Annotated in this window: 12 protein-coding genes; 3 read left to right on the top strand and 9 right to left on the bottom strand. The window is 48.5% G+C overall.

Annotated features, from left to right (window positions below; translation table 11 throughout):
- Positions 1–56 precede the first annotated feature (56 nt).
- The gene (locus tag JYJ62_RS08895) at positions 57–500 is read left to right on the top strand and encodes a DUF2269 family protein (protein ID WP_205341856.1); all 444 of its coding nucleotides are present in this window, start codon (positions 57–59) and stop codon (positions 498–500) included.
- Between the two features lies 1 nt (position 501).
- On the opposite strand, the gene JYJ62_RS08890 is transcribed toward JYJ62_RS08895, so the two are convergent.
- The 9 genes from JYJ62_RS08890 to JYJ62_RS08850 all read right to left on the bottom strand — a co-directional run bounded on the left by JYJ62_RS08890 (position 502) and on the right by JYJ62_RS08850 (position 7,964).
- The gene (locus tag JYJ62_RS08890; protein WP_205341855.1) at positions 502–1,029 is read right to left on the bottom strand and encodes a GDYXXLXY domain-containing protein; all 528 of its coding nucleotides are present in this window, start codon (positions 1,027–1,029) and stop codon (positions 502–504) included.
- Positions 1,022–2,089: a DUF4401 domain-containing protein gene (locus tag JYJ62_RS08885; protein WP_205341854.1), complete on the bottom strand. Its 1,068-nt coding sequence runs from the start codon at positions 2,087–2,089 to the stop codon at positions 1,022–1,024. The genes JYJ62_RS08890 and JYJ62_RS08885 overlap by 8 nt, the downstream gene beginning before the upstream one ends.
- Positions 2,082–3,077, bottom strand: a complete 996-nt coding sequence (locus JYJ62_RS08880) for a DUF2157 domain-containing protein (protein ID WP_205341853.1) — start codon at positions 3,075–3,077, stop codon at positions 2,082–2,084. Before JYJ62_RS08880 ends, JYJ62_RS08885 begins: the two co-directional genes overlap by 8 nt.
- Before the next feature lie 8 nt (positions 3,078–3,085).
- Positions 3,086–4,036, bottom strand: a complete 951-nt coding sequence (locus tag JYJ62_RS08875) for an adenosine deaminase (RefSeq protein ID WP_205341852.1) — start codon at positions 4,034–4,036, stop codon at positions 3,086–3,088.
- 65 nt (positions 4,037–4,101) lie between these two features.
- The gene (locus JYJ62_RS08870; RefSeq protein WP_205341851.1) at positions 4,102–4,908 is read right to left on the bottom strand and encodes a BPSS1780 family membrane protein; all 807 of its coding nucleotides are present in this window, start codon (positions 4,906–4,908) and stop codon (positions 4,102–4,104) included.
- A gap of 87 nt (positions 4,909–4,995) precedes the next feature.
- Entirely contained in the window at positions 4,996–5,790 is a 795-nt protein-coding gene (locus tag JYJ62_RS08865) for a thymidylate synthase (protein WP_205341850.1), read from the bottom strand.
- Positions 5,787–6,584: a prolipoprotein diacylglyceryl transferase gene (gene lgt / locus JYJ62_RS08860; protein ID WP_205341849.1), complete on the bottom strand. Its 798-nt coding sequence runs from the start codon at positions 6,582–6,584 to the stop codon at positions 5,787–5,789. The genes JYJ62_RS08865 and lgt overlap by 4 nt, the downstream gene beginning before the upstream one ends.
- 9 nt (positions 6,585–6,593) lie before the next feature.
- Positions 6,594–7,379, bottom strand: coding sequence for a sulfite exporter TauE/SafE family protein (locus JYJ62_RS08855; RefSeq protein ID WP_205341848.1), 786 nt, complete (start codon positions 7,377–7,379; stop codon positions 6,594–6,596).
- Between the two features lie 87 nt (positions 7,380–7,466).
- Positions 7,467–7,964: a GNAT family N-acetyltransferase gene (locus JYJ62_RS08850; RefSeq protein WP_332461636.1), complete on the bottom strand. Its 498-nt coding sequence runs from the start codon at positions 7,962–7,964 to the stop codon at positions 7,467–7,469.
- Positions 7,965–8,248: 284 nt separating this feature from the next.
- On the opposite strand from JYJ62_RS08850, the gene JYJ62_RS08845 reads away from it, so the two are divergent.
- Both JYJ62_RS08845 and JYJ62_RS08840 read left to right on the top strand, forming a co-directional pair.
- Positions 8,249–10,882 carry an ATP-binding protein gene (locus JYJ62_RS08845; protein WP_205341847.1) on the top strand — a complete coding sequence of 878 codons (2,634 nt, stop codon included), beginning with the start codon at positions 8,249–8,251 and terminating at the stop codon, positions 10,880–10,882.
- Positions 10,879–12,648 carry a putative bifunctional diguanylate cyclase/phosphodiesterase gene (locus tag JYJ62_RS08840; RefSeq protein WP_205341846.1) on the top strand — a complete coding sequence of 590 codons (1,770 nt, stop codon included), beginning with the start codon at positions 10,879–10,881 and terminating at the stop codon, positions 12,646–12,648. The genes JYJ62_RS08845 and JYJ62_RS08840 overlap by 4 nt, the downstream gene beginning before the upstream one ends.
- Positions 12,649–12,691: the final 43 nt, after the last annotated feature.

Below are 12,691 nucleotides of genomic sequence, written 5' to 3'. Positions count from 1 at the left end.
GGCTGAACCTCAGCCTAAGGTTATTACTGATAAATAGGTTTGAGGAGTAACAACGCTTGGATTCTTATTTAGTGCTACGCATCAGCCACGGTGTACCAGCGATTTTGCTGATCCTTGGGGTTATTGCGCATATTGTTATTGTCTGGCGTGCACGCGCTAAGCAACCCGAGGTGTTACAAGAAAAGTTGCGTCGCACTCGGGTGATCAGCTTGCCAATTTTTACTGTTTTAGCCGCGAGCTTACCCGCAACCGGTTGGTGGTTAAGTCATTTATCGGGACTGCCTTTAAGTCAGACGTGGTTAATGCTCAGTATTGCCCTGCTGCCACTGTTGTTTATCTTTGGTGGTTTTCTCTACAACAACTTAACGCGCTGGCAAACACAATTACGCAGCCAGCATAATGCCAGTGGCCGCCAACAAGTTTTTGCTGTGTTATGGGCTGTTTTAGTGGTGCTGATTTTACTGGCGATCAGTGCTCTGATGGGTGCTAAACCGCTGTAAGTTAGAGGCTGGTTGCTGCGTCTGTCGTTTGTAGCTGCTTCGCTTGTCCAAGTTGCTGTAATTCAGCATCAAGCAAGTGAGTCAGTAACAGCTGACCCTTGCTGCCAACTCTAAACAGACCGTATTTAGCCTGTTCATAAAGGTTGCCCGTGCCTTCTTGAAAGAAGAAGGCATTGGTGGCGAATTTGGCTTGGCCATTGCGCAAGCGAAACTGCAAGCGCAGTTGTCCGGGCAGTAAGGCTTGCTGCTGATCAAGCGCGACTAAACGGGCACGTTTCTTACCATCTAACTGCACGATTACATGCCCATTTAAAGTGCCGTTACTGTCAGCTAACTGCTCACGAATGGCCGCAGCCATAGCAAAACGCAGTGCCATATAATCGCCTTGCATTAATGAACGCGGATCGACTGGGACCAATTCCAGTAAGACTGTTTCACCCTCAGCGATCAGCTGCTCATTCTGCCAAATACCCCAGTTTACGAGCGCAAGGATTAACAGTGCGCAGAGCAAAACCAACCATTTACGCATGATGATTGTGCTCCACCGCTAGGTTGCCTGTAACGCGGATTAATAGGCTGTAAAGAATGAGTAGTACGGCACCGCTGACACATAAGAGTAGCGACTTGTAGAGCAACGTTTCGTTTAAACTGTAGTAGTAAAGCAACAGGTAAATGACTAAACAGCACAGATTTAACCAAATCAGGCGCGTATAGGCGCGAGCGACACCGACGCATAGCAGCAGGCATAAGGGCGCAAGACCGGGCATTTTAAGGTTAACTAGGGCAGCACCAATACTAACAAAAGCAGCGATATAGCGCAGTTTAGGCTGTTGCACACTCTGTTGTATCAATTGCCACGCTAGTACTAAACACACGACACTGCTTAATGCAGCCGCAGTCCATAATTGTGCATGCCAGTCGTTGCTGCTGATACGTAACCAAGACAGCTCGCTGCTGTTGGCCAGTAAGGTGATAAAAATCGTTAAGCATAAGGCCAGGGTAAGCCCACTCGTGGCGGGTTGTAGATAAGCTGCCTGTTGCTGCCAGCGTAATCGATGCAGCCATAGCCAAGCTGTTGCAGCACTGAGTACGGGTAGCGCATACAACCAAGCATGTTGACCCAACAGCCAAAGCAGCGCCGCGCAGGCGATAAAAATTGCGCCAGCTCTTTGACCGCGGATACCGGTTAAGGCAAACAGCAGCATCTCTAAGATCAGGATCACTACAGCGCTAAGTTGACTGTTAGCGTTACTTTCCAGCAGACCATAAACAATCAAGGCTTGCCCAGCAAGACTGCAAGCCATAACCGCTTGTTGCACAAACAGCGGGATTTTAGCGATACGGCTTATCCACAGGCTCAACCCATATAAAATAGCACCGATGATCCAAATATTACGGGTGACAGAGAAAACGCTAATAAAAAAAGTAGCAATAAATATGCAGAAAAAAAGAGCGGATAACCACGCGGAGGTGCCGAGTAAGAGGCGCAGAAAAAAAGCCGGTTGTTGATTATCTGGTTCTATGGGCAACTCGCCTGCAACCAGCTCGGCCTGTTGTAACTGCTGCCAAAGCGTTGCTCGATCAGTCATACGTGGATGCTCTGTGCAGTACAAGCGCGTGTTGATTGAGACGCTTAAGCCAGACAGCTGCAGCGCTGGATAATCCCATTACCGTCAGAGCCAGCAATAAAAACAGGCCATCAAAGGGGATATAGTCTGCTAATGCATGTGCCAGTATGCTTATTAACAGGACAATCGAGGCCATGATCAGCGCCGAGAGCATCATTAAATCCAATTGGCGAACGCGATAGAGATACAACCATAGAGCGCTGAACCCCGTCCAAACGGGCAGTGTTAGTGCATCACTGTTTGACCATGAGTAGATATAGCCGATCGCGAGAAAAGTCAGAATCAGTAGGCTGTAGAGGCTGATAATTCGTCCTGCCCAACGGAGTAAACGTGTTTGTGGCAAGTGCTGCGTTGCTATAAGCCAAAGTCCTGCGGCGCTAGCATTCAGGACAAACAATAACCAGCCAGGATGAGTAAACGGCACGAGTAGCCGATCGATCTCCAGATCATTCAATGCTAAAACGAGGCTAAGGTTGAATAACGCCAGCAACAGCAAGCAGAGTGCTGGCATTTTTGTAAGCATCACCCAAGGTGCGATCAGCACAGCCCAAACTAAAAACAGTTGATAGCTGTCGGCGCCACTTTGATAGGTTTGTCCAACCAGAGCCAATAACGCACCCACTAACAGACTGGCCGCGAAGAGGCTGGCTTGACCCGCCGGTTGCCGTATATCTACCCATAATAACGGTAGTAGCGACAGCAATACGGCTGTTTGTGCGATAGCAAACTTGTTGTAGCGGGATAAATCATCCCAATTATAAGCGAAGAAAAAAATCAGGCCGCTACACAGTAATAACACCGCAAAGGCCAGCACGACTCGACTGAGGAAACGTAGGTTAGCGCTTGCGCTAGGTGCGCTATTGCTCAAAGCTAAAGCCTGCTCGAGCTTGCTGGCGTCAAGATCACCGCTAGCGACCCAGTCCAGTAGTTGCTGCCGATGCGCTGACATGCTTGGGATTATGGTGCTAAGCGTGCGTTTAGACTGTTTTCAGCCAAGCGCTGAGCCTGTTGGCGAGTCATACCTAAATCAGTGTGCAAGGCATGAAAGTTTTCAGTCACATAGCCACCAAAATACGCCGGATCATCAGAATTAACCGTGACTAGCGCACCTTGTTCGAGCATTTGTAAAATGGGGTGCTCGCTCATATCTTGATACACGCGCAGTTTGGTATTGGACAGCGGGCATACTGTGAGCGGGATTTGCTCTTCAATTAAGCGCGCCATTAAGCGTTGGTCTTCCCACGCACGTACGCCGTGGTCAATCCGGCTGACTTTAAGTAAATCCAGTGCCTGCCAGACGTACTCGGGTGGTCCTTCCTCACCGGCATGCGCGACAGCGAGTAAACCTTCGGCACGGGCTTTGGCAAAGACATTGGTGAACTTACTCGGCGGGTGGCCCATTTCTGCGCTGTCTAAGCCGACGGCGAAAAATAGATCGCGAAAGGGCATGGCTTGTTGCAAAGTGGCAAAGGCTTCTTCTTCTGGTAAGTGCCGTAAAAAGCTGAGAATTAAACCGCTGCTGATGCCTAATAAATCACGCGCATCACCCAAGGCTTCGCTGATTCCGGTAATTGCTACTTCCAAGGATACGCCACGTGCCGTATGGGTCTGTGGATCAAAAAACGGCTCAACGTGAATCACATTTTGCTCTTCACACTTTTTTAAGTACGCCCAAGTCAGATCGTAAAAGTCTTGTTCGGTGTGTAGGACATTGGCACCTTGATAATAAATGTCCAAGAACTCCTGCAAGTTATTAAACGCATAAGCTTGACGTAAGGTCTCTACTGAGTCCCATGGCAACTGAATGCGATTGCGTTCGGCCAGTTGAAACATCAGTTCAGGTTCTAGTGAGCCTTCTAAGTGCAAGTGTAACTCTGCTTTGGGCAACGCGTTGAGCCAGTCGTACATAAGGTCAATCTCTATCATGGCAGTGCTGTACTTCGCTATGAACGGGGTACAGCACTGTTACTGGATTAAAGTTCGGAGTGAGTTTGAACTAGAAAAATATCACTATACGCACAAAACAGTGCGCCGCAGAATAAGGGTAAGTAAATAACCGCTACGACGATACTAATCAGCCAGCCGATTAAAGGGATAGCCATCAGTATGCTAAGCGCGATAAAGCACAGTGTCAGTACTACAAAGAAAACAATAAAGGGTAAAATATTACGCAAACTGCCGACAAAGCTACGTTTAATAGCGGCGATAACCGGCATTTGATGTTGATGCACCAATACAGGTGCAAAAGCAAAGGCCATAGCGACGGCCAACGATGCGGGAATAGAGAGCAGTAACATAATAACCAAACCGACACTCATCTGTGCCATGTCAACTTGCCCATTGGCGATGGCACTGAATGATCCTGCACTTAAAAAAGCACCGATCATCATCACTAGCAGAATCGCTATGCCGGCGAGTAAATACATCGCGCCCACGCCGATCAGGCTAGCAGGTGCTTTAAACGGCTCAAAGAGATCGTTGGCGGTAACCGACTGCCGGTGCTTGGCATGCTTAAACGCTAGAAAAAAGCCTGCCAACATCGCCGGCCATAACAGTGCTGTGGCGAAGCTGCCGAGAACTGGAATCAGGTTAATGATAAAAATGGCAACGAGGCTGATCACACTCATGGCAATAAAGACGGCGAGCTCTGTTCTTAGCAGAGCCCAGCCTTCAAGTAGCCAGCTGAGTCCGCGTCCAGCGCTGACGGTTTGTGGCGTAGTGTGCAGCTGTGAATGACTTGCTGCAGTCGAATCAGGTGCTTGCTGTGATAAATCACTCATGGAAGTACGTCCTTTTAGCCAATGTTATTAAGCAGTAGTTAAAAACAATACTGCTGAATAAATCATGAGTAGGCAACTGTCTCGGCTTTAAACCGCGACTTGCGCCTTAATATGCGGGTGCGCTTGATAATTGCACAGCTCAAAATCTTCAATGCTAAAATCGAAAATTGAAGTGACCGCAGGATTGATGCGCATGTTTGGCAACGGCAGCGTTTCGCGACTCAGTTGCTCTTCAACTTGTTGCATATGATTGGAATACAGATGGCAGTCACCGCCGCTCCAAATAAAATCACCCAGCTGTAAGCCGCAGACCTGCGCCACCATCATCGTTAGCAATGCATAGCTGGCAATGTTAAATGGCACGCCAAGAAAAATATCAGCAGAACGCTGATAGAGCTGGCAGCTTAATTTACCGTTGGCGACATAAAACTGAAACAACGCATGACATGGCGGTAAGGCCATATCGTCAACCAGTGCAGGATTCCACGCGCTAACAAGCAGGCGACGTGAATCAGGGTTGCTCTTGATCATCTCAATCAGTTTACTGATCTGATCAATCGACTCGCCATTGGGTGCTGGCCAGTTGCGCCATTGATAGCCATAAACCGGACCTAAATCACCGTTTTCATCGGCCCATTCATCCCAAATACGCACGCCATTGTCTTGCAGATATTTGATATTGGTATCGCCCTGCAAAAACCACAGCAGCTCATGAATAATGGACTTTAAATGACATTTTTTCGTGGTGACTAAAGGGAAGCCAGCATTTAAATCAAAACGCATTTGGTAACCAAAGACACTGCGAGTGCCCGTTCCAGTGCGGTCGTTTTTATCCACACCTTGGTCGCGCACATGCCGCATTAAGTCGAGATACTGTTTCATTGTTGAGCAACCTCTTGACGCTTATAGGCAAAAATAATCAGTCCGATACCACCGAGGATCATCGGGATACACAGCACTTGGCCCATGGTTAACCAATCAAAGGCGAGATAGCCCAGCTGCGCGTCCGGTACCCGGACGAACTCCACGATAAAACGGAAGATACCGTAAAATAGAGCAAACATGCCTGATACTGCCATGGTTGGCCGAGGTTTACGTGTATACAGCCAGAGAATCACAAACAGCGCGACGCCTTCTAAGGCAAACTGATACAACTGTGACGGATGGCGAGCCAGTTGTTCTGGATCGGTGGGAAACACCATCGCCCATGAGACGTCAGTGGCTTTACCCCACAGCTCGGCGTTAATAAAGTTACCAATACGGCCTGCACCTAAACCAATCGGTACCAGTGGTGCGATAAAGTCCAACAGCTCAAAAAGGCTTTTGTTGTGCTTGCGACCAAACAGCCAGACCGCCAGCATTACGCCAAGAAAACCGCCGTGGAAAGACATGCCACCTTCCCAAATACGTAACACCAGTAGCGGGTTATCGATGTAAGCCGCCAAGTCATAAAATAAAACGTAGCCTAAGCGCCCGCCTAAAATGATGCCCATCGCCACCCAGAACACGAAGTCGGAGAGGGTGTCTTTCGTCCAGCTTGCATCAAAGCGCTGCAAGCGACGACTGGCCAGCCACCAAGCGCCGCCAATACCGACTAGATACATTAAGCCGTACCAGTGGATTTTTAGCGGCCCAAGGGCGATCGCCACAGGGTCAATATTAGGGAAGGTCAGCATGATTGTTCCTTAATTAAGCAAAAAACTGAGGCCAACAACAGTTAGCAACAGGGCAAATAAACGTTTCAATAACAAAGGTGACAGACGGTGCGCAAGTTTGGCGCCAAAGCGCGCAAAAAACACTGAAGTGAGGGCGATCCCGAATAGCGCGGGTAAATAAACAAAACCTAAACTCCACTCAGGCAGTTGATGGTTATTCCAACCGGTCACCATAAAAACCAGCGCACCAGCGACCGCAATCGGGAAGCCACAGGCTGCAGAGGTAGCAACAGCCTTTTGCGCGACAACGCTGCGCCAAAGTAAAAAAGGTACGGTTAACGAGCCGCCACCAATCCCGAAAATAGCTGAGGCCCAACCAATGACGCCACCCGCGGCAATAAGTTCAGGGCGCTTAGGTTGTGGGCGGGCCGCTTTTGGGGTGAGATTAAGAGCCAGCTGAATGGCAACACAAATCGCAAAAACGCCAATAATTTTTTGTAAAATAGGGCCGTTAATCAATGCCGCTGTTAGACCACCCACTGCAGCACCGCCGAGAATACCTGGGGTCAGCCAACGAAACAGATCCCACTGCACCGCGCCGCGACGGTGATGTTCGCGAATCGAGTTGATTGAAGTAAAGACAATGGTGGCCAACGAAGTGCCCACTGCTAAATGGGTTAATACTTCTGGAGCAAAGCCTTGCGCACTAAAGCTAAAGACTAAAACAGGCACGATAATCATGCCGCCGCCCACGCCAAATAAGCCAGCTAGCACACCTGCGGCAGCGCCGAGCAGCATATAAAGAGCAAATTCCATAACAGTGTCCTTGCTGATTGATCTCATGAGGTTTATTGAGCCGTGTCAATTATAACGGCTGGTGCAGGTTACACAGTTTTCTGTGTGTTACAGCGTTCTTTGCATATAAACAGCAGGCACACCATAGGATGCCAATGCGTTAACTTGATCTTGGTTGCTAGGACTTTGTGCCTGAAAACCTAAGTGCTGCCAAAAGTCCGCTGATTCTTGTACTGAGACTAAGCTGCAGTGTTGTAAGCCTGCTTGGCGGGCGATGTGCAGTTTATGTTTGACTAAACTGGGACCGATACCGCGCTTGAGCGCCCGTGGTGCCACAGCTAAATCATGCAGGTATAAGCAGTCACTGTGTTCTGGCTCGACAAATAAGCCGTCCAGCGGCGTAACAGCACCACGTCGTGAGCGATAGCTAAAGAGGTAGCCGCAAATACCCTGTGGATCTTCAGCGACCAACGCTAAGTCAGGTACTTGTGCCAAGCGTTGGGCAATAATTTCAGGTGTTTCTTGCAGCGCATCGCTGTACACCTCGAGCTGGATATCCATGATCTCGGGTAAATCGTCAGCGCGCATCAGGCGTAATGTATGCATGTGAGTGGCGTATAAAAAAGAAGCCATTCTAAAGGGCTAAGAGGTGTTTGTCAGGTCTATATGTGCTTTGTAACGATACTGAATGGTGCTCTAAAGCAGCCCCTTCTCACAATATAAAGCGCTATGGGTGTCAGTAGGCCGCTAATGCTTGGACTTTTCAACGATGGGTTTGCAGCGTAGCGAGATGGCATACTGCTATTTGCTCAACACCTGTGCAGATGATCGCTGTAGTATTTGCCCATTGTTGCTGGTTTTGCTCTCCGAGGGCCTAATTGATGTTTGATATGTCATTGCAAAACACTGAAGCACAGCGTTTAGAGGCTCTGCGCGATTTACAGATTTTAGATACTGATGCTGACCCTGCCTTTGATAACCTGACTCAAGTTGCTGCCAGCTTATTTGATATGCCAATGGTTTTAGTTTCGTTGGTGGATGAGCATCGACAATGGTTTAAGTCTCGTGTTGGTGTGAGTGCTAACCAGCTACCGCGACAGGGTTCGTTTTGTACCTGTGCGATTGAGTTTAATGATCTGTTTATTGTTGAAGATGCACTTTTAGACCCATGTTTTTCCAACAGTCGCTTCGTTATTGGTAAACCACATATTCGTTTTTATGCCGGCATGCCGATTCGTGCTGAAAATGGCGCTAACGTCGGCACCTTGTGTTTGATGGATACCCAGCCGCGTCACTTGAACGAAGCTGATCAGCATCTTTTTATTTTATTAGCACGCCAAGCTGAGCAACTGTTGTATTTACATTCTCGTACGATTCAGCTCGCTTTGCAGACTCAGCAAAGTGCCGCGAGTAATGCTCGCTATGCCGCTATTATTGAAAGCGCAGCGGCGGGTATTGTGCGTATTGATGGGTATGGCCACATTTTACAGCTGAATGATTCAGCGTTACGTATGCTGGGTTATGAGCGTGAGGAGGTTTTAGGTCGTAACGTGAAAATGTTGATGCCGGAGCACTGGGCATCGCAGCACGATGGCTATTTATCTACGTATCAAAAAACCGGTGAGCAGCACGTGATCGGCAGCGGTCGCGAAGTAGCTGCACAGCATAAAGACGGCACACATATTCCAGTGCACTTAGCTGTCAGTGAAGTGCAGAATGATGGTGATCCGTCGGCGCCAGCTAATCGAGAGTTTATCGGTATTTTATCAGATTTAAGGGCGGTAGCGGCGGCGCGCGCGCGCGAGCAACACGAGCGCTCACTGTTACAAGTCTTGCACCGTGGGCTGACGGATTACCATGCGTTACTGTCGGGCAATACGCTGTGGCAGTTTTTAAAAGAAGCGCTTAAAAATCTGACCCAAAGCGAATACGCATTAATTGGTGAGGTCATTACTAAAGAAGGCGCGCCAGCTTTAAAAATACACGCCATCAGTGATCTGTCGTGGAATGAGCCGACCCGACAGTTGATGCAGCAACTGCGTGATGGAGAAATGTTGCTGAGCGGTCCACACAGCATGCTGGGACAGGTGTTTGCCGACGGGAAAACCGTACTCAGTAATGATATGTTAAGTGACCCGCGTGGCGGTTCCTTACCCGAAGGCCATCCAGTACTACGCCGTTATTTAGGCGTGCCTATTGTCGACCGTGGTGAAGTGATTGGTATGTATGCGATTGCTAATGCTGCTCAGGATTATGATGAGGGCTTGATTGAGTGGCTTAAGCCTTTCACGTCCACTTGTGCATTGTTGATTAATTTGTATCGACAACTAAATGAGCAGAAGCGCTTTACTGAAGAGATTGAAGCCGCACGTGACTTGGCTGAGCGCTCCAGTAAAGCGAAAACTGACTTCCTGTCATCAATGAGCCATGAGCTACGTACGCCGCTCAATGCTATTTTGGGCTTTGCGCAATTACTAGGCAACGGTAAGCAGCCGCTGGCTGAGCGTCAGCAGCGGCAGGTGGAGCAGATTTTGCGTAGTGGTCAGCATCTATTGAACTTAATCAATGAAGTGTTGGATTTAGCGCGCATTGAGGCGGGTTATACACAGGTGTCGCTTGAGCCGGTTAATCTGCAAGAAGTGATCGATGATACGTTGGATATTATTCGTTCCTTGGCTTCCAGCCATAATATCAGTCTGCAGGTGCAATTCGCAGAGGCTCAAGACTGCTTTGTTGAGGCCGATTACACTCGTCTTAAACAGATTCTGATAAATCTATTAAGTAATGCGATTAAATATAATCGACCCGATGGGTCAGTTGTTCTTAGCTGTGAGTTGCGCCAAGAAATGGTGCGTATTAGTGTCCGCGATACCGGTATAGGTATTGCTGCGGAGCAACTTGACCTACTCTTTGAACCCTTTAATCGTTTGGGTGCAGAACACAGCAGTATTGAAGGGACGGGTGTTGGCTTGGCACTAACTCGCAAGCTGGCGCGTTTGATGCAGAGCAATATTCATGTGGAGTCAACGGTCGGCGAGGGCAGTGTTTTTTATTTTGAATTGCCATTGTTATCGGTTGCTTCGCCGCGCATTTCAGATGCGGCTGTCGTGTCTCATTCTGCAACATATCAACCGCTGCCTAAGAAATACCAAGTGCTGTATATCGAAGATAACCCAGGGAGTCAGCGCTTGATGCAAGAGTTATGCGGTGATATGGGTAATGTGCAATTGCTCTGTGTCGGCTCGGCAGAAGCAGGCTTTGAACTGGCCTGCTCAGGATCGCCGCAGCTGATTTTACTCGATATTGATTTACCTGGCATGAATGGTTTTCAGTTGGGGCGTATGCTTAAAAATAATCCATTGACCCGCTCTATACCGCTCTTAGCTATTTCAGCCACTTGCTCTGTTCAAGATAAGCAGCAAACGGGCGCATTAGGTTTTGCTGGTTTTTACAGTAAACCGTTTGATTTAAATAGGCTGACACAGCATATCCAACAACTTTTATCGCAACAGGATCTTATATGACCGCTCTTAGCGCGCTCTTTAGTAGCGCTGATATTTTGGTAGTCGATGACAACCCAGTGAATGTTGAGTTGCTGATGGACCTACTCGAAGATGAAGGCTATAGCACTGTTGAAGGTATGACAGATCCTCTGCAGGTTGAGGCGCGGGTGCACAAAAAACGTCCTGATTTGATCTTGTTGGATATTCGTATGCCCCGTATTAGCGGCCTCGAGTTGTTAGAGTTGCTGACTAAACAGTGGGGTGAGCAAACGCCGGCGGTTATCGTTTTAACCGCGCAAATTGATGAAGCAACTCGTCATCAAGCCTTGCAGTTGGGCGCACAGGATTTTTTAACCAAACCCTTTAATCATATCGAAGTCTTGCAACGTATCCATAACACCTTGCAGCTGCAGAGACTGCTCAGTGAGCGCATGAAAAAAGCTGATTTGCTAGAGAGCTTGGTCACAGAGCGTACGCGTGAACTGAAAATCCTCTCGCGCCAAGATCCGTTGACAACACTGCCGAATCGTCATGTCATTCTAGAAACCATCACCCAATTGCGCAGTGAAGAAAAAGAGTTGCTGACCTTTTTTATTGCCTTAGAAGGACTGGATGAAATGGGTCGTCTGCATGGCTATGACATCATGGACCAAGCTCTTTGTGCACTGTCTGTGCATGTCCAGCAACTAACTGATCTGCCGATACGCCTGCTGGGAGTATGGAGTACGGATAAATGGGTCGTACTCTGTGAAAGCATCGTCAGTGATGAGTTGGCTGAGCAGATTGCTCTGCGCTTGTTGGGCGTTATCCAAGCGCCACTGAATGTTCAGCAGTTATCGGTGCATGTGCGTGCGCGAATTGGCGTGAGTGGATCGAGTGCTGAGCGTAACGCTGAGCAAATGGTGCGTATGGCTGCAGTTGCGTTGCCGGCTGTTGACAGTCAGTGGCAAGGCTATGATCAAACCTTGGAAAATAGCTTGTGGCGCAAAAATCAACTCAGTGATGCTTTGTACGCTGCGATTGATAATAATGAGTTACACCTGCTGTATCAGCCGAAAGTTGATGTGCTCACCGGAGCGGTGCGTGGGGTTGAGGCATTGCTGCGTTGGGACAATCCAGTTTTTGGACGGGTGTCGCCGGCAGAGTTTATTCCCATTGCTGAGGCCAATTGTTTTATTGTCAGCCTTGGTAAATGGGTGATCCAGCAAGCGCTTGCTGCCATTGTGCGCTGGCGTGCACAGCAGGCGGTAGATGACCATTTTACTGTTGCGGTGAATGTCGCCAGTGCACAGCTGATGGAGCCGGATTTTGCTGCGTGGCTGATTGATACTGTTCAGCAGGCAGGTTTACCGACCCATGCTTTAGAAGTTGAAGTCACTGAGTCCGGCTTGATGCAAGATATACCGTTAGCGATGCGACAATTGCACAGCCTCGCTGCTGCGGGTTTGGGTATTGCTATTGATGATTTTGGCACGGGCTATTCTTCGCTGGCGTATTTAAAAAATTTACCTGTTTCAGTGATTAAAATTGATCGTACTTTTGTCTCCGAAATGCATACCAATGCGCAGGATCAGCGTTTAACCAGCACCGTGATTGATATGGCGCGCCATTTTCAATTCTCGACCGTGGCCGAGGGTGTCGAAGAGATTGAGCAGTTTAAATTATTGAAAATGATGGGTTGTGATTTGATTCAAGGGTTTTTATTTGCGCCGCCGCTCAAAGAAAACATCATGCTACAGTTAGTCTCGACTGGTTTTGCGGATACCCCAGCGTTTACCGAGTCATAGCAGCAGTCAATCAGTGCTGCGGCTATTGAGCACTTGCTGAGCC

The organism is Denitrificimonas caeni (assembly GCF_905120345.1).
In the GTDB taxonomy this organism is placed as follows: domain Bacteria; phylum Pseudomonadota; class Gammaproteobacteria; order Pseudomonadales; family Pseudomonadaceae; genus Denitrificimonas; species Denitrificimonas caeni_A.
Note: the sequence above shows the minus strand (reverse complement) of the source record. Positions and strands in the feature narration are given on the sequence as shown.